The organism is Nocardioides jishulii (assembly GCF_006007965.1).
GTDB lineage: Bacteria > Actinomycetota > Actinomycetes > Propionibacteriales > Nocardioidaceae > Nocardioides > Nocardioides jishulii.
Genome location: NZ_CP040748.1, coordinates 1,357,784 through 1,373,829, shown reverse-complemented (window position 1 = coordinate 1,373,829; position 16,046 = coordinate 1,357,784). Strand labels below are relative to the sequence as shown.

Annotated in this window: 13 protein-coding genes; all 13 read right to left on the bottom strand. The window is 70.8% G+C overall.

Annotation, left to right across the window (positions count from 1 at the left end):
* Positions 1-71: 71 nt before the first annotated feature.
* The 13 genes from FCL41_RS06460 to FCL41_RS06400 all read right to left on the bottom strand — a co-directional run bounded on the left by FCL41_RS06460 (position 72) and on the right by FCL41_RS06400 (position 15,983).
* A complete protein-coding gene (locus tag FCL41_RS06460; protein WP_137066703.1) occupies positions 72-1,532 on the bottom strand; it encodes a glutamate synthase subunit beta in 1,461 nt (486 codons plus the stop codon).
* A complete protein-coding gene (gene gltB / locus FCL41_RS06455; RefSeq protein WP_137066702.1) occupies positions 1,525-6,072 on the bottom strand; it encodes a glutamate synthase large subunit in 4,548 nt (1,515 codons plus the stop codon). The genes FCL41_RS06460 and gltB overlap by 8 nt, the downstream gene beginning before the upstream one ends.
* Positions 6,073-6,221: 149 nt before the next feature.
* Complete coding sequence (gene lgt / locus FCL41_RS06450; protein ID WP_137066701.1) at positions 6,222-7,133, bottom strand: prolipoprotein diacylglyceryl transferase; 912 nt, start codon at positions 7,131-7,133, stop codon at positions 6,222-6,224.
* 17 nt (positions 7,134-7,150) lie between these two features.
* A complete protein-coding gene (locus FCL41_RS06445) occupies positions 7,151-7,771 on the bottom strand; it encodes an SCO family protein (RefSeq protein ID WP_137066700.1) in 621 nt (206 codons plus the stop codon).
* Positions 7,768-8,562: a tryptophan synthase subunit alpha gene (trpA, locus tag FCL41_RS06440; protein WP_137066699.1), complete on the bottom strand. Its 795-nt coding sequence runs from the start codon at positions 8,560-8,562 to the stop codon at positions 7,768-7,770. The genes FCL41_RS06445 and trpA overlap by 4 nt, the downstream gene beginning before the upstream one ends.
* Positions 8,562-9,782 carry a tryptophan synthase subunit beta gene (gene trpB / locus FCL41_RS06435; protein WP_137066698.1) on the bottom strand — a complete coding sequence of 407 codons (1,221 nt, stop codon included), beginning with the start codon at positions 9,780-9,782 and terminating at the stop codon, positions 8,562-8,564. Before trpB ends, trpA begins: the two co-directional genes overlap by 1 nt.
* Positions 9,779-10,561, bottom strand: a complete 783-nt coding sequence (gene trpC / locus FCL41_RS06430) for an indole-3-glycerol phosphate synthase TrpC (RefSeq protein ID WP_137066697.1) — start codon at positions 10,559-10,561, stop codon at positions 9,779-9,781. Before trpC ends, trpB begins: the two co-directional genes overlap by 4 nt.
* 103 nt (positions 10,562-10,664) lie before the next feature.
* Positions 10,665-11,108 (bottom strand): DUF2752 domain-containing protein, encoded by a 444-nt coding sequence (locus FCL41_RS06425; RefSeq protein ID WP_212723170.1) that lies wholly within the window; start codon positions 11,106-11,108, stop codon positions 10,665-10,667.
* Positions 11,109-11,133: 25 nt separating this feature from the next.
* Positions 11,134-11,334: an HGxxPAAW family protein gene (locus tag FCL41_RS06420; protein WP_137066696.1), complete on the bottom strand. Its 201-nt coding sequence runs from the start codon at positions 11,332-11,334 to the stop codon at positions 11,134-11,136.
* A gap of 61 nt (positions 11,335-11,395) precedes the next feature.
* A complete protein-coding gene (locus tag FCL41_RS06415; RefSeq protein ID WP_137066695.1) occupies positions 11,396-12,019 on the bottom strand; it encodes a Trp biosynthesis-associated membrane protein in 624 nt (207 codons plus the stop codon).
* Positions 12,012-12,368 (bottom strand): phosphoribosyl-AMP cyclohydrolase, encoded by a 357-nt coding sequence (gene hisI, locus FCL41_RS06410; RefSeq protein WP_137066694.1) that lies wholly within the window; start codon positions 12,366-12,368, stop codon positions 12,012-12,014. The genes FCL41_RS06415 and hisI overlap by 8 nt, the downstream gene beginning before the upstream one ends.
* Positions 12,369-12,435: 67 nt before the next feature.
* Entirely contained in the window at positions 12,436-14,250 is a 1,815-nt protein-coding gene (locus FCL41_RS06405) for an ABC transporter ATP-binding protein (protein WP_137066693.1), read from the bottom strand.
* Positions 14,247-15,983 carry an ABC transporter ATP-binding protein gene (locus tag FCL41_RS06400; protein ID WP_239021813.1) on the bottom strand — a complete coding sequence of 579 codons (1,737 nt, stop codon included), beginning with the start codon at positions 15,981-15,983 and terminating at the stop codon, positions 14,247-14,249. Before FCL41_RS06400 ends, FCL41_RS06405 begins: the two co-directional genes overlap by 4 nt.
* Between the last annotated feature and the right edge of the window lie 63 nt (positions 15,984-16,046).

The window sequence follows — 16,046 nt, the reverse complement described above, 5'->3', positions numbered from 1 at the left end:
GACCTCGGCCGGGCCGCCCAGAGGGCGACCCGGCCGAGTGCGTGCAGTGCGTGCGTGCGTGCAGCGCGCCGTCAGACCACCAGCGGACGAGCCGTGGGCGGGATCGGGGACGGCAGCTCGGTGGAACCGGTGAGGAACTCGTCCACCGCGGCGGCGGCAGCGCGCCCCTCCGCGATGGCCCACACGATGAGCGACTGGCCGCGCCCGGCGTCACCGGCGACGAAGACGCCGGGGACCGACGACTCGTAGTTCTTCTCGCGCTTGATGTTGCCGCGCTCGTCGAGCTCGACGCCCAGCTGCTCGACCAGGCCTGGCTGCTCGGGGCCGACGAAGCCCATGGCCAGGAGCACCAGGTCAGCCGGGATCTCCCGCTCCGTGCCGGGCACGGGCTGGAACTTGGCGTCGACCTCGACCACCCGAAGGGCCGTGACGTTGCCCTCGTCGTCACCCACGAACTCGGTGGTGGAGATCGAGTAGACCCGCTCGCCACCCTCCTCGTGCGCCGAGGAGACCCGGAAGATCATCGGGTAGGTCGGCCACGGCTGGCCCGTGGGCCGGTCCGGGGTCGGCTCCGGCATGATCTCCAGCTGCGTGATGCTGGCGGCGCCGTGACGGATCGAGGTACCGAGGCAGTCAGCACCGGTGTCACCGCCACCGATGATGACGACGTGCTTGCCGTCAGCCCGGATCTGGCCCTCGACCGTCTGGCCCAGGGCCTCGCGGTTGGCCTGCGGAAGGAACTCCATGGCCTGGTGGATCCCGTTGAGCTCACGCCCGGGGACGGGCAGGTCGCGCGCCACGGTGGAGCCGACGGCCAGGACGACCGCGTCGTAGCGCTGCTGCAGGCGCTCCCCCGTGAGCGTGCCCTGACCGACCTCCACGCCGCTGCGGAAGATCGTGCCCTCGCGCCGCATCTGGTCGAGGCGACGGTCGAGGTGCACCTTCTCCATCTTGAACTCGGGGATGCCGTAGCGCAGCAGGCCACCGGGCTTGTCCGCCCGCTCGTACACGGCGACGGTGTGGCCGGCGCGCGTGAGCTGCTGGGCCGCAGCCAGGCCGGCCGGACCCGAACCCACGACGGCGACGGTCTTGCCCGAGAGCCACTCCGGCGCCTCGGGACGGACGTAGCCCGAGTCCCAGGCACGGTCGATGATCGAGACCTCGACGTTCTTGATGGTCACCGGGTTCTGGTTGATCCCCAGGACGCAGGCGGTCTCGCACGGCGCCGGGCACAGACGACCCGTGAACTCCGGGAAGTTGTTCGTCTTGTGGAGCCGGTCCATCGCCCCGTCCCAGTCGTCGCGGAAGACCAGGTCGTTCCACTCCGGGATGAGGTTGCCCAGGGGGCAGCCCTGGTGGCAGAACGGGATGCCGCAGTCCATGCACCGGCTCGCCTGCGTGGTGATGATCGGGAGCAGGGCGCGACCCACCTTGCCCGGGTAGACCTCGTTCCAGTCCTTGACTCGCTCCTCGACGTCACGACGACCAGCAACCTGGCGGTCGTGCTTGAGGAAGCCCTTCGGGTCAGCCATGAAGCACCTCCATGATCCGCGCAGCGGCCTCGTCCTCGTCCAGGCCCTCGGCAAGGGCCTCGTCGCGTGCGATGAGCACGCGGCGGTAGTCCCGAGGCATGACCTCGGTGAAGCGGCCCACCGCGGTGGGCCAGTCGGCGAGCAGCTGCTCGGCGACGGTCGAACCGGTCTCCTCGAAGTGCTCGCGCACGATCGCCTCGAGCTCGGCGGCGTCGGCGTCGGGGACGGGCGAGAGATCGACCAGCTCGGGGTTGACCCGGGAGGGGTCGAGGTCGAGGACGTACGCGACGCCACCCGACATGCCCGCGGCGAAGTTGCGTCCCGTCGGGCCGAGCACCACGACACGACCACCGGTCATGTACTCGCAGCCGTGGTCACCCACGCCCTCGACGACCGCGGTCAGGCCGGAGTTGCGGACGCAGAAGCGCTCGCCCACCTGGCCCCGCAGGAAGATCTGGCCCGACGTGCCGCCGTAGCCGATCGTGTTGCCCGCGATGACCTGCTGGCTGGCGTCGAAGGTGGCCTCACGGGCCGGGCGCACCACGATGCGACCGCCCGAGAGTCCCTTGCCGACGTAGTCGTTGCCGTCACCCTCCAGGCGGAGCGTGATGCCCTTGGGCACGAAGGCGCCGAAGGACTGGCCCGCCGAACCGGTGAAGGTGATGTCGATCGTGCCGTCGGGCAGACCGGCTCCGCGGTAACGCTTGGTCACCTCGTGGCCGAGCATGGTGCCCACGGTGCGGTTGACGTTGGAGACCTTGACGCGGGCGCGCACCGGCTCCGCCTTCTCCAGGGCCGGGGCGGCGAGCCGGATGAGCTCGTTGTCCAGGGCCTTGTCGAGGGCGTGGTACTGGCTCTTGGTGCGGCGCAGGTCCTGGTCGGCGAACTGCGGCGGGTTCTCGACCTTGTGCAGGATCGGCGCGAGGTCGAGCCCCGAAGCCTTCCAGTGACCCTCGGCACGCACGGTGTCGAGGACCTCGACCTGGCCCACGGCCTCGTCGATCGAGCGGAAACCGAGCTCGGCGAGCAGCTCGCGCACCTCCTGGGCGATGAACTCGAAGAAGTTCACCACGAACTCGGGCTTGCCGCTGAAGCGGCTGCGCAGCACCGGGTTCTGGGTGGCGACGCCCACCGGGCAGGTGTCGAGGTGGCACACGCGCATCATCACGCAGCCGGAGACCACCAGCGGAGCGGTCGCGAAGCCGAACTCCTCGGCGCCCAGCAGGGCGGCGATGATGACGTCACGTCCGGTCTTGAGCTGGCCGTCGGCCTGCACCACGATCCGGTCACGCAGGCCGTTGAGCAGCAGGGTCTGCTGGGTCTCGGCGAGACCGAGCTCCCAGGGACCACCGGCGTGCTTGAGCGAGGTGAGCGGCGAGGCGCCGGTACCGCCGTCGTGGCCCGAGATCAGGACCACGTCGGCGTGCGCCTTGGAGACACCGGCGGCCACCGTGCCGACGCCGACCTCGGAGACCAGCTTCACGTGGACCCGCGACGAGGGGTTCGCGTTCTTCAGGTCGTGGATCAGCTGGGCCAGGTCCTCGATCGAGTAGATGTCGTGGTGCGGCGGCGGGCTGATCAGCCCGACGCCCGGGGTCGAGTGTCGGGTCTTGGCCACCCACGGGTAGACCTTGTTGCCCGGCAGCTGACCACCCTCACCGGGCTTGGCGCCCTGGGCCATCTTGATCTGGATGTCGTCAGCGTTCGTCAGGTACTCCGACGTGACGCCGAAGCGGCCCGAGGCGACCTGCTTGATCGACGAACGACGCTCCGGGTCGTAGAGCCGGTCCGGGTCCTCGCCACCCTCACCGGTGTTGGACTTGGCGCCCAACCGGTTCATGGCGATGGCCAGCGTCTCGTGCGCCTCGCGGCTGATCGAGCCGTAGGACATCGCGCCGGTGGAGAAGCGCTTCACGATCTCGCTGATCGGCTCGACCTCATCGATCGAGATCGGCTCACGGCCCGTCTGTGACGGATCCTTGAACTGGAAGAGGCCGCGCAGCGTCATCAGGCGCTCGGACTGCTCGTCCACGCGCGCGGTGTACTGCTTGAAGATGTCGTAGCGGCCCTGACGCGTCGAGTGCTGGAGGCGGAAGACCGTCTCCGGGTCGAACAGGTGGGGCTCGCCGTCACGACGCCACTGGTACTCACCACCGGTGGTGAGCTCGCGGCTGGCGCCGACCACGCCGCCACGGGGGTACGCCTGGGCGTGGCGCAGGGCGACCTCCTCGGCGATCGTGTCGAGGCCGATGCCGCCGAGCTTCGAGGTGGTGCCGGTGAAGTACTTGTCGACCAGGTCGTTCGACAGACCGATGGCCTCGAAGATCTGCGCACCCGTGTAGGACGCGACCGTCGAGACGCCGATCTTGCTCATGACCTTGACGACGCCCTTGCCGAGCGACTTGATGAGGTTCTTGACCGCGTCCTCGGGCTCGACCTTGACGTAGTAACCCTCACGGGCCAGGTCCTCGACGGACTCCATCGCCAGGTAGGGGTTGACCGCCCCGGCGCCGAAGCCCATCAGCAGGGCGACGTGGTGGACCTCGCGCACGTCGGCGGCCTCGACGACCAGACCGACCTGCGTACGCGTCTTCTCACGCACCAGGTGGTGGTGCACCGCCGCGGTGAGCAGCAGCGACGGGATCGGGGCCAGGTCGGCCGTCGAGTGACGGTCGGACAGGACGATGATCCGCGCACCGTCGGCGATCGCGGCCGACACCTCGTGGCAGATCTCCTCGATCTGCGCAGCGAGGGCGGCGCCGCCGCCGGCGACCTCGTACAGGCCACGGGAGACGTGGGTGACGAACTCCGGGCGCTCGCTGTCCTGGTGCAGGTAGCGGAGCTTGGCGAGGTCGTCGTTGGAGAGCACCGGGAACGGGATGACCACCTGGCGGCAGGAGTCCGGGGAGGGCTCCAGCAGGTTGGACTCCGGACCGACGGTGCCCCACAGCGAGGTGACGAGCTCCTCACGGATGGCGTCCAGCGGCGGGTTCGTGACCTGCGCGAAGAGCTGCTGGAAGTAGTCGAAGAGCAGGCGCGGCTTGTCGCTCAGGGCCGCGATGGGCGTGTCGGTGCCCATCGAGCCGAGCGCCTCTCCCCCGGTGTTGGCCATCGGGGCGAGGATGATGCGCAGCTCCTCCTCGGTGTAGCCGAAGACCTGCTGGCGACGGGTCACCGACGCGTGCGTGTGCACGACGTGCTCACGGTCGGGCACGTCGTTGAGGTTGATGAGGCTCTCGCTCAGCCACTCCTCGTACGGGTGCTCGGCGGCGAGGCCGGCCTTGATCTCGTCGTCCTCGACGATGCGGTGCTCCTCGGTGTCGACGAGGAACATGCGACCGGGCTTGAGACGGCCCTTGCGGACGATCTTCGCCGGGTCGATGTCGAGCACGCCGACCTCGGAGGAGAGGACCACGAGTCCGTCGTCGGTCACCCAGTAGCGCGAGGGACGCAGGCCGTTGCGGTCGAGCACGGCGCCGATCTGGGTGCCGTCGGTGAACACGACGCAGGCGGGGCCGTCCCACGGCTCCATCATCGTGGAGTGGAACTCGTAGAAGGCCCGCAGCTTCGGGTCCATCTGCGCGTTGTTCTCCCACGCCTCCGGGATCATCATGAGCACCGAGTGCGGCAGGGTGCGCCCACCGAGGTGGAGCAGCTCGAGGACCTCGTCGAAGGAGGCCGAGTCGGACGCCTCGGGGGTGCAGATCGGGAAGAGGCGGTCGAGGTCGCCACCGAACGCGTCGGAGTCCAGGAGCGCCTCACGGGCACGCATCCAGTTGCGGTTGCCCTTGACCGTGTTGATCTCACCGTTGTGCGCGATGAAGCGGAAGGGGTGGGCCAGCGGCCAGCTCGGGAAGGTGTTGGTCGAGAAGCGCGAGTGCACGACGGCCAGGGCCGAGGCCATCCGCTCGTCGGAGAGGTCCGGGAAGACCTGTCCGAGCTGCTCGGTGGTGAGCATGCCCTTGTAGCCCAGCGTGCGCGACGAGAGCGTCGGGAAGTAGACCTCGGTCAGGCGCTCGGCGCGCTTGCGCAGGCAGTACGCCTGGCGCTCCAGGTCCATGCCGGTGACGGCAGCGCCCGGCGAGGAGACGAAGAGCTGGATGAACGTCGGCATGACCGAGCGGGCGGTCGCGCCGAGCACCTCCGGGTTGACGGGCACGTCACGCCAGCCCAGGACCTCCAGGCCCTCCTCGACGGCGATCTTCTCGATCGCCTGACGGGTGTCGGCCACGGCGGCGGCGTCGCCCGGGATGAAGGCGGTGCCGACCGCGTACCCACCAGCGGCGGGGAGGTCGAAGTCGACGACCTCCCGCAGGAAGGCGTCGGGCACCTGGATCAGGATGCCAGCACCGTCACCCGAGTTGGTCTCGGCTCCGGCGGCACCGCGGTGCTCCATGTTGACCAGGGCCTCGAGGCCCTTCGCCACGATGTCGTGACTCGCTACGCCGGTCAGGGTCGCCACGAACGCCACGCCACACGAGTCGTGCTCGAAGGCGGGGTCGTAGAGCCCTTGCTGAGGCGGGAATGCGTGCATGGGCATTTCTCCCGTCGTCCTGGGTGGTCGGCCACACCCTCAGAACGAGAGGAGCGACCACCGATGTGAAGATCTCGCGGGACGACGTTGGCCCGGACGGAGGAACTTTACCACCCGGCAGCCGTTCTCCCCACCACGGGAGGAGGCCCGCACCCTCAGGATCGGTCGTCCTCCGGCCCCGCGTCAACGGCCTTCTCGGAGGGGCGCTCGCCCGCTGCCGCACTGCCGCCTGTGTCGCCGACGTCATGGCGGGCGGCCCGGCGACCCAGCAGCACGAAGCAGACGAGTGCGACCACGAAGAGGACGATCGAGGTCCAGGTGTTGAGGCGCAGGCCGAGCAGGTCGTCGTACTGCACCGAGTCGATGCGCAGGCTCTCGATCCAACCGCGACCCAGCGTGTAGACCATCACGTAGAGCGCCACCAGCTGGCCGGGGGCGAAGGTGCGTCGGCGGTCGAGCCAGAGCAGCAGCAGGCACCCCGCGAGCGCCCACAGGCTCTCGTAGAGGAAGGTCGGGTGGAAGGCGACGTCGGCACCCAGGTACTCGTAGGGCCGGTGCGCGTCATCGATCTCCAGCCCCCAGGGCAGGTCGGTCGGCCGGCCGTAGAGCTCCTGGTTGAACCAGTTGCCCCATCGTCCGATGCCCTGGGCGAGGAGCACGCCCGGAGCGATCGCGTCGAGGAACGGCAGCACCTTGATGCCCTTGAGCCTGGCCCCGATCAGCACCCCCACGGCACCGAGTGCCACCGCACCCCAGATGCCCAGGCCTCCCCGCCACACGTAGAGCGCGGAGATCGGGTCGTTGCCCTCCCCGAAGTAGAGGTGGTGGTCGGTGACGACGTGGTAGAGCCGTCCACCGACGAGGCCGAACGGCACCGCCCACAGGGCGAGGTCCTGCACGTCACCGGGCTGGCCACCACGCGCGACCCACCGCCGCTCCCCCATCCAGACCGCCACGACGACGCCCAGGATGATGCAGAGCGCGTACGCACGCAGCGGGAACGGCCCCAGCTGCCACACGCCCTGGTCGGGGCTGGGGATGGTGAGGGCGACGAGCGTGCTCAGCATGGTGTCTCCGTCAACGGTCAGCGGGTCAGAAGGGTCTCGATGTCGGAGGCCATCTGCTTGGCGGAGATGTCCTTGGTCCAGACGATCTGACCCTGGCCCTCGGCGTCGAGGCCGACGACGTGGTCGGAGTGGACCACCTCGTAGCCACCGCTGGGAAGCTTCTCGCCCTCCTCGACGGCCACCTTGACCGACCGGCCGGACTCCACGACGGCGTCGAGGTCGCCGGTCAGCCCTTCGAACTCGGGGTTGTAGCGGTCCAGGTAGCCGCGCAGCACCTTCGCGTCGTCGCGGGCCGGGTCGGTGGTCACGAAGACCATGTCGACCCGGTCACGCAGGTCCTCGTCGACCTGGGTGAGGGCGGAGGCGATGGTCGACATCACGACGCCGCAGATGTCGGGGCAGTGGGTGTAGCCGAAGAAGACGAGCGTCAGGTCGTTGTCCACGTCAGCCAGGGAGCGCTTCTCCCCCGACGTCGTGGTGAGCTCGGCGGTGGAGGCGGCGTAGGGCTGGTCCAGCTCGGCGCCGTGGATCCCCGCCTCCGACGGTTCCTGCTGGGCAGCAGGGCTGCACGCCGTCGCCCCGGCGGCCAGCAGCGTGGCTGCCAGGCCGAGGGCACACCTCGTGACGAAGCGGGTCATGCGCGCACCCCGTTGGCCAGGTCCTCGGTCAGCGCCGCGAGCGCACGGAGCCCGGTCGCCGGGTCGTCGGCGTGCTGCTGGAGCACCCGTACGAAGGCGGAGCCGACGATGACGCCGTCGGCGAACTGGGCGATCTCCGCCGCCTGGGCGCCGTTGCTCACGCCGAGCCCCACCCCGACGGGAAGGTCGGTGGTGGCCTTGGTGCGCGCCACGAGCGGGCCTGCCAGGTCGCTGGTGGAGGCGCGCGCGCCGGTGACGCCCATGACGGCGGTGGCGTAGACGAATCCGCGGCACTGCGCAGTCGTCATCGCGATGCGGGAGTCGGTCGAGCTCGGCGCCACCAGGAAGACCTTGTCCAGGTCGTGGGCGTCGGCGGCGGCGATCCACTCCTCACCGCTGTCGGGAGTGATGTCGGGGGTGATGAGCCCTGCGCCGCCAGCGCTGGCGAGGTCTGCGGCGAACCGCTCCACGCCGTACCGCTCGACGGGGTTCCAGTAGGTCATCACGACGGTCGGCACGCCGGTCGCCGCGACGGCCTCGACGACGGCCAGCACCTCCTTCGTGCGTACGCCGGCGTCGAGCGCCTGCTGGGCGGCGGCCTGGATCGTCGGGCCGTCCATGACGGGGTCGGAGTAGGGCAGGCCCACCTCGATCACGTCGCAGCCGGAGTCGACCATCACCTTCATGGCGTCGATCGAGCCCTGCACGTCGGGGAAGCCTGCGGGGAGGTAGCCGACCAGGGCCGCACGGTTCTCGGCCTTCGCGCGTGCGAAGGCGGTGGCGGTGCTCATCACGATCCTCCGAGTCCGAACCACTCGATGGCGGTCCCCATGTCCTTGTCGCCGCGGCCGGAGAGGTTGACGATCACCGTGGTCTCCGGGCCCTTCTCCGCCACCAGGTCCGGGAGGACCTGCAGCGTCCCGGCAAGGGCGTGGGCGCTCTCGATGGCAGGGATGATGCCCTCGGTGCGCGCCAGCAGGGCCATCGCGTCCATCGCCTCGGCGTCGGTCACCGGCAGGTAGGTCGCGCGTCCGACCCGGGCCAGGTGCGAGTGCTGCGGGCCGACGCCCGGGTAGTCGAGCCCAGCCGAGATCGAGTGCGACTCGACGGTCTGGCCGTCCTCGTCCTGCAGGACGAAGGTGCGTGCACCGTGCAGCACGCCGGAGGCACCGGCGTGGATCGTCGCGGCGTGGCGGCCCGTCTCGACGCCGTCTCCCCCGGGCTCGAAGCCGTAGATGGCGACGTCCTCGTCGTCGAGGAAGGCGGTGAAGAGACCGATCGCGTTGGAACCACCGCCCACGCACGCGGTGATCGCGTCGGGCAGGCGGCCGTACTGCTCCAGGCACTGGGCCCGGGCCTCGTCGCCGATGCCCCGGCAGAACTCACGGACCATGCTGGGGAACGGGTGCGGACCGGCTGCGGTGCCGAAGAGGTACGCGGTGTGGTCGACGCTGGCGACCCAGTCGCGCAGCGCCTCGTTGATGGCGTCCTTCAGGGTCGCGCTGCCCGACTCGACCGGCACGACGGTGGCACCAAGCATCTGCATGCGCGCCACGTTGAGCGCCTGGCGGCGGGTGTCGACGGCACCCATGTAGACGGTGCAGTCGAGGCCGTAGTAGGCGGCGGCGGTGGCACTGGCCACGCCGTGCTGCCCGGCTCCGGTCTCCGCGATGACGCGCGTCTTGCCCATGCGCTTGGTGAGCAGGGCCTGACCCATCACGTTGCGGATCTTGTGGGCGCCGGTGTGGTTGAGGTCCTCGCGCTTGAGCAGGATGCGGGCGCCGTACTGCGCCGACAGCCGTTCGGCGTGGTAGAGCCTGCTGGGCGCACCCGCGTAGTCGGCCAGGATGTCGTCGAAGGACTGGATGAAGGCGGGGTCGGCCATCGCGTCAGTCCAGGCGTCGGTCAGCTCGTCGAGGGCGGCGACCAGCGCCTCGGGCATGAACCGGCCACCGAAGTCGCCGAAGAAGCCCCTCTCGTCGGCGTCGTAACGCCCTGCCTGCGAGGTCACAGTCCTACTCCCGTCATGGTGCGTACGGCGTTCTCGGGGTCGCCGTCCTTGACCAGCGCCTCGCCCACGAGCACGACACGGGCGCCCTGGGAGACGAAGCCGGCCACGTCGGCGGGTGAGTTGATGCCCGACTCGGCCACCTTGACCCGGTCGTCGGGGATGAGCGGCGCGAGCCGCGAGAACGTGGCGTCGTCGACCGCCAACGTCTTGAGGTTGCGGGCGTTGACACCGATCAGCTCGGCCCCCAGGGCCACGGCCCGCTCGGTCTCCGCCTCGTCGTGGACCTCGACCAGCACGGTGAGCCCGAGCTCGCGGGCCTCGTCGTGGAGGCGTCGCAGGGTGTCGTCGTCGAGCGCCGCCACGATCAGCAGCGCGAGGTCGGCACCGGCGGCCCGCGCCTCGACCAGCTGGTAGGACTCGACGATGAAGTCCTTGCGCAGGATCGGCACGTCCACCGCGGCGCGCACTGCCCGCAGGTCGTCGAGGGATCCCTTGAAGCGGCGCTCCTCGGTCAGCACCGAGATGGCGCCGGCGCCGCCACGGGCGTACGCGGCGGCCAGGTCGGCCGGGTCGGGGATGTCGGCGAGGTGACCCTTGCTGGGGCTGCTGCGCTTCACCTCGGCGATCACGCTGGAGCCGGGTGCGGCGAAGTGGGGCATCGGGTCGCGCGGGGCGTCGACGTCGGCCAACGCGGCCCGCAGGTCGCGCAGCGGGGTCTCGGACACCCGTCGCGCGAGGTCGATCCGGACACCGGCGACGATGTCGTCGAGGACGGACACGCGGATTCCTCCAAGGCTGACGGGACAACAGGGACAAGCCTCTCACCCCGACGGTGAGATCGGGGCACCAGTCCGGCCCCGGCCGACGAGCCGGCCGGCACGGTCAGGGGGCCAGCCACTCCCCCAGAGGCAGGGGAAGGTTGCGCAGGAGGGCGAAGAGGGCGAGCGCCACCCCGATGGCCCACCAGGCCGGGGCGGGCAGGCTCGGCAGCAGCGGCGCACGTCCGCGCCACGCCCGGACCAGGGCTCCGGTCCACAGCGCCACCGCGAACGGCGCCGCGACCACCAGCACGAGGTTGCTGGAGGCGGCCGCCGCCACGTCGAGGTCCGTGAGGTGGTGCACGGCACGCAGGCTGCCGCAGAACGGACAGGCCAGACCGACCAGTGCGGTGGGGCAGAAGCCCCAGCTCCCCTGGACGTGCGGGTCACGCAGGTGCAGCGCGAGGGCCGCGACACCCACCACCGCCCCCGTCGCGAGGACGGGAAGCAGTCGGCGTGCACGCGTGGCGGGAGCATTCGTCCCGCCCACGTCCCCCGTGGGGGTCACGTGGACCACGGCCTCTCGGCTCGGGTCAGTGGCGTTCCTCGTTGAAGCCCATCTTCGACATCACGATGAAGAGGGGCAGGGCGAGCACGGCGATGACCAGGCCGACCCAGAAGAGGGGCATGGAGACGGGCGACAGCATGAGCGCCACGCTTCCGATCACGAACCCGACCATCGCCACCGCCACCGCGGTCCAAGCAGCGGGGGTGTTGCCGTGGTTGTCAGCCATGAGATGTGCTCCTGATGAAGGACGAGTACGTCAGACCCGCAGCGACGGGTCGGGGGCCAGTCTAGGGGTCGGCCCGCTCGGTCGGGTCGCGGCCCTCGTCGATGGCCTTCCACACGTCGGCCGGGTCCTCCTCGGACAGGTCGGCCGCCGGCGCGGGTGACGGGGCGACTGCCGGACGCGAGCCGGAGCGGATGGTGGGAGCGTCGTACCGGCTGCCCATCGCCGGCCAGCGCGGCAGGCGCACCAGGGCCACCACGTGCGCCGGCACGAGCAGCACGAGGGCGATCCCGGCGAGCACGAACCACGAGGTCCACTCGACCGACCAGCCCGCGGCCAGGTCGGCGCCTCGCACCTCGGCGGAGACGTCGTCGCGCAAGGTGAGCAGGCCGGTCACCCAGACCGCGGCGAGCCCCAGCGACGCCAGCAGGCCCACGGCAGCCACCACGCGGCGCCAGGCACCACGGCTGACCAGCAGCACGCCCCAGGAGGCGAGCGCCACCAGGCCGAGCGCCCCCGAGGCCGGCATCTGGCCCAGGCCGGGCGCGTTCTGCCAGAACCAGTCGGCCGCGGCCTGCCCACCGCCGGGGGCGGTGAGCTCGACCCAGTCACGGTGCCCCGCCGTGGCGGCCAGACCCGCCCCCGCCAGACCGGCGAGGACGGTGGGACCGAAGGACCGGTCAGCCACGACCGGTCACCACGGGGAGCAGGTCGGCGTCGAAGCAGGTCGCGTCGCCGGTGTGGCAGGCCGCCCCCTCCTGGTCGACCTTGACCAGCAGGGTGTCCTTGTCGCAGTCGAGGCGGACCTCCTTGACCCACTGCACGTGGCCGGAGGTCTCCCCCTTGACCCAGTACTCCTGACGGCTGCGCGACCAGTAGGTGGCGCGGCCCGTCGACAGGGTGCGGGCCAGGGCCTCGTCGTCCATCCAGCCGAGCATCAGCACCTCGCCGCTGTCGTGCTGCTGCACGACGGCGGGCACCAGCCCGTCGGAGTTGCGCTTGAGCCTGGCGGCGATGTCGGGGTCGAGTGCAGTCACGCCCCCAGTATCGCCGGTGCCGGGTGAGACGTCCGTGCCGGACTCCTGCGGTGGGCCCGGCGACGCCTCACCGTCCGTGCTGGGCCACCCAGGAGGCGTGCAGGCGCGCGTAGGGCAGGTCGGGCTGGGTGACCAGCTCGGCGTGCGAGCCGCGCTGGACGACGCGTCCGGCGTCGACCACGACGACCTCGTCGGCCTGCTCGGCGGTGCTGAGGCGATGCGCGATGGTGACCGAGGTCCGTCCCGTCATGAGGCGCTCGAGCGCCCGCCCGATGCGCACCTCGAGCTCGGGGTCGACGGCACTCGTGGCCTCGTCCAGGACCAGCAGGTCGGGATCGGCCAGGTGGGCCCGGAGCAGCGCGACGAGCTGCCGCTCACCCGCCGACAGCGACTCTCCGCGCTGACCGACCATGGTGCGTACGCCCGAGGGCAGGCCCGCGAGCCAGTCGGCGAGTCCGAGCTCCTCGGCGGCACGGACGATCTCCTCCTCCGTGGCCTCCAGTCGGCCGTAGCGCACGTTGGCGGCGATGGTGTCGTCGAAGAGGAATCCCTCCTGCGGCACCAGCACCACGCCGCGGCGCAGGCTGGAGTGGGCCACCTCGCGCACGTCGACGCCGTCGAGCAGGACGCGTCCGGTGGTGGGGTCCATGAGGCGGGTGAGGAGCTTGGCGAAGGTGGACTTGCCCGACCCGGTCTCGCCGACGATCGCCACCCGGGTCCCGGCCCGGAACTCGAGGTCGACGTCACGCAGCACCAACGGACCGCCGGGGTAGGCGAAGGAGACGTCCTCGAAGCGGACGTCCATGGGGCCGCGCGGCAGGTGCGTGGCGTCCTCACCGGGGTCGACCACGTCGGCGGGGGTTTCGAGGATGCCGATCACCCGACGCCAGCTGGCGATGGCGTTCTGCGCGTCGGTGATGATCTGGGTGCCCATCTGCACCGGGCCCACGAAGAGCGTCACCAGGAAGGCGAAGGCGAGGACGGTTCCTGCCGTCATCTCGCCGGTGAGGCCCAGGAGCACGCCGATCACCAGGACACCCGCGTTGGCCAGGCCGGCGGAGATCCCGCCCAGGGAGAACGAGATGACCGTGAACTGCTGGGCCCTGGTGCTCGCGGCCTTGAAGCCGTCGATCGCCTCGTCGATGCGGTCCTGGGTGCGCTCCTGCACCGCGTACGACCGGACCACCGAGGCGCCGACGACAGGCTCGGAGACCGCCGACAGCATGGCGCCGGCCTGACGGCGCACGAGCCCGTAGGCGTCGGAGAGCTTGCGCTGGAAGTAGCGGATGGAGATGAAGAGCGGCGCGAAGCAGAGCCAGACCACCAGGCACAGCTGCCACGAGTAGACGGCCATGATCACGGTCGCCACGAGCACCTGGCCGACGCTGATCACCAGCAGCAGCCCGCCGTAGACGAGGAACTGGCTGACCTGGTCGACGTCACTGGTGACGCGCGAGACCAGCGCCCCACGACGCTCCGTGCTCTGGGTGAGCAGCGAGAGGTCGTGGATGTGGCGGAACGCCTTGGTGCGCAGCGTGGCCAGGCCGCGCTCACTGGTCGTGAAGAGCCGCGACGTCATGAAGTACGACGCCACGCTGGTGACGACGAGGCCGAAGAAGGCCGCGACGCCCATCCACGTCACGAACGACAGGTCCGGCCCACCGGGGGCGTTGAGCCCACGGTCGAGCGTCTGCTGCACGGCGATGGGCACGATGACCTGGCCGAGCGAGGCCACGACCGCGAAGAAGAGGGTCCAGCCGATCCCGTGCACGAGCTCGGGGGTCTGGGCGATGCCGCGACGGATCGTCTCGACGGCGCCGATCTCCTCGCCCGAGGAGACCTGGCTGCCGACAGGTCCGGTCGCACCGGGTCGCAAGCTCATCCGAGCACCTCCTCGGCGGCCGCGCGCGGCTGCTCGTAGGCGTTGACCAAGCGGGCGTACGACGCGTTGCGCGCGAGCAGGTCGGCATGCGGGCCGCGGTCGACGACGCGACCGTTCTCCAGGTGCACCACCTCGTCGGCCAGTGCGATGGTGGCCTTGCGGTAGGCCACGACGACCAACGTGGTGTCACCGGCCGCGCCGGACCGCAGCGAGGCCAGGATCCGCTGCTCGACCTCGGGGTCCACCGCGCTGGTGGCGTCGTCGAGCACCAGGAGTCGGGGCCGGCGCAGCAGCGCGCGGGCCAACGACAGGCGCTGGCGCTGGCCACCGGAGAGCGAGGTGCCGCGCTCCCCCAGCGGCGTGTCGAGGCCCAGGGGCAGTGCGCGTACGAACTCCTCGGCCTGGGCGGTGCGCAGCACCGACCACACCTCGTCGTCGCTGACGTCGGCGCCCAGGGTCACGTTGCCCCGCACGGTGTCGTCGAAGAGGAAGGCGGTCTGCGGCACGACGGCCACCACGCGGGAGAGCTCGCCGGGGGCGAGGTCACGCAGGTCGACCCCGTCGATGCGGATGGTTCCGGCGTCGGGATCCATCAGGCGGGCCAGCAGCTGGGTCAGCGTGCTCTTGCCCGAGGCGGTGGAGCCGACCACGGCGACGCTGTGCCCCGGCGCCGCCTCGAAGTCGACGCCCCGCAGCACCGGGGTCTCGTCGTAGGCGTACTCCACACCCTCCACGGTGAGGTGTGCGCCGGTGGCTCCGTCGGGGGCGGGCGCTGCGCCGTGGGGCATGCTGCCGGTCGCCTCGAGCACGGCCCGGGTGCGCTCGTAGCCCACGACGCTGCGGGGGAACTCACCCAGCAGCCAGCCGATCGCGCGGATCGGGAAGGAGACGATGGTGAGGAGGTAGGCGACGGTGACGACGTCACCGGCGTCGGTGGCGCCGGACTGCACGCGGGCGACACCCACGGCGAGGACGACCAGCACGCCGAGGTTGGGCAGGGCCGCCAGCACCGGGTCGAAGGCGGCTCGGACGCGACCGGCGCGGGTGTTGACCTCGCGCAGCTCCTCCACCTTGGTGGCGAACCGTGCGGTCTCCTCCCCCTCGCGCCCCAGCGTCTTGACCACCATGGCGCCGTCGAAGGACTCGTGGGCGACCTCCGCGACCTCGGCGCGCAGGCGCTGGGCCCGGGTCATCAGGGGTGAGGCAAGACGCTGGTAGACCACGTTGGCCACCAGGACAGCCGGAAAGACGAGCAGCCCCACGAGGGCCAGGACCAGGTCGGCGGCGAGCATCTGCACGACTGCGATCACCATCATCACGACGGTGCCGAGCGCCATCGGGAAGGGCGCGATCGGGGCCCATGCCGCCTCCACGTCGCTGGAGGCGTTGGAGAGGAGCTGGCCGGTGGGGTGGCGCTGGTGCCACTCCATCGGCAGCTCGAGGTACTTGCGGGTGACCTCGCGCCGGGTGTGGGCCTGCATCCGGTACTGCATGATGCCGGCTCCCAGACGTCGGGCCACGATGCCCACCGCACGGAGCAGGGCGACGCCGACGAAGAGGGCGACGACGGCCCAGAGCATCGAGGCGCCGATCTCACCGTTCTCGAAGGCGGGGACGACGACGTGGTCGGTCGACCAGCCCAGGACCCACGCGTCGGCCACGGTCAGGACGGCGAAGAGCACGCTGCCGACCGTGGAGAGTGCGAAGACCCACGGCTCGCGGCGCACGGCCACGCCCAGGACCCGGAAACCGGCCCACGTGGTGGAGGCACGTCGTGCGGGCGCCGCCGGCGCGTC

Excerpts from the sequence above, each read along its gene's own strand:
- FCL41_RS06460 (WP_137066703.1), bottom strand. The coding sequence starts at position 1,532 with ATGGCTGACCCGAAGGGCTTCCTCAAGCACGACCGCCAGGTTGCTGGT.
- trpA (WP_137066699.1), bottom strand. The coding sequence starts at position 8,562 with ATGAGCACCGCCACCGCCTTCGCACGCGCGAAGGCCGAGAACCGTGCG.
- lgt (WP_137066701.1), bottom strand. The coding sequence starts at position 7,133 with ATGCTGAGCACGCTCGTCGCCCTCACCATCCCCAGCCCCGACCAGGGC.
- FCL41_RS06420 (WP_137066696.1), bottom strand. The coding sequence starts at position 11,334 with ATGGCTGACAACCACGGCAACACCCCCGCTGCTTGGACCGCGGTGGCG.
- FCL41_RS06405 (WP_137066693.1), bottom strand. The coding sequence starts at position 14,250 with ATGAGCTTGCGACCCGGTGCGACCGGACCTGTCGGCAGCCAGGTCTCC.
- gltB (WP_137066702.1), bottom strand. The coding sequence starts at position 6,072 with ATGCCCATGCACGCATTCCCGCCTCAGCAAGGGCTCTACGACCCCGCC.
- FCL41_RS06445 (WP_137066700.1), bottom strand. The coding sequence starts at position 7,771 with ATGACCCGCTTCGTCACGAGGTGTGCCCTCGGCCTGGCAGCCACGCTG.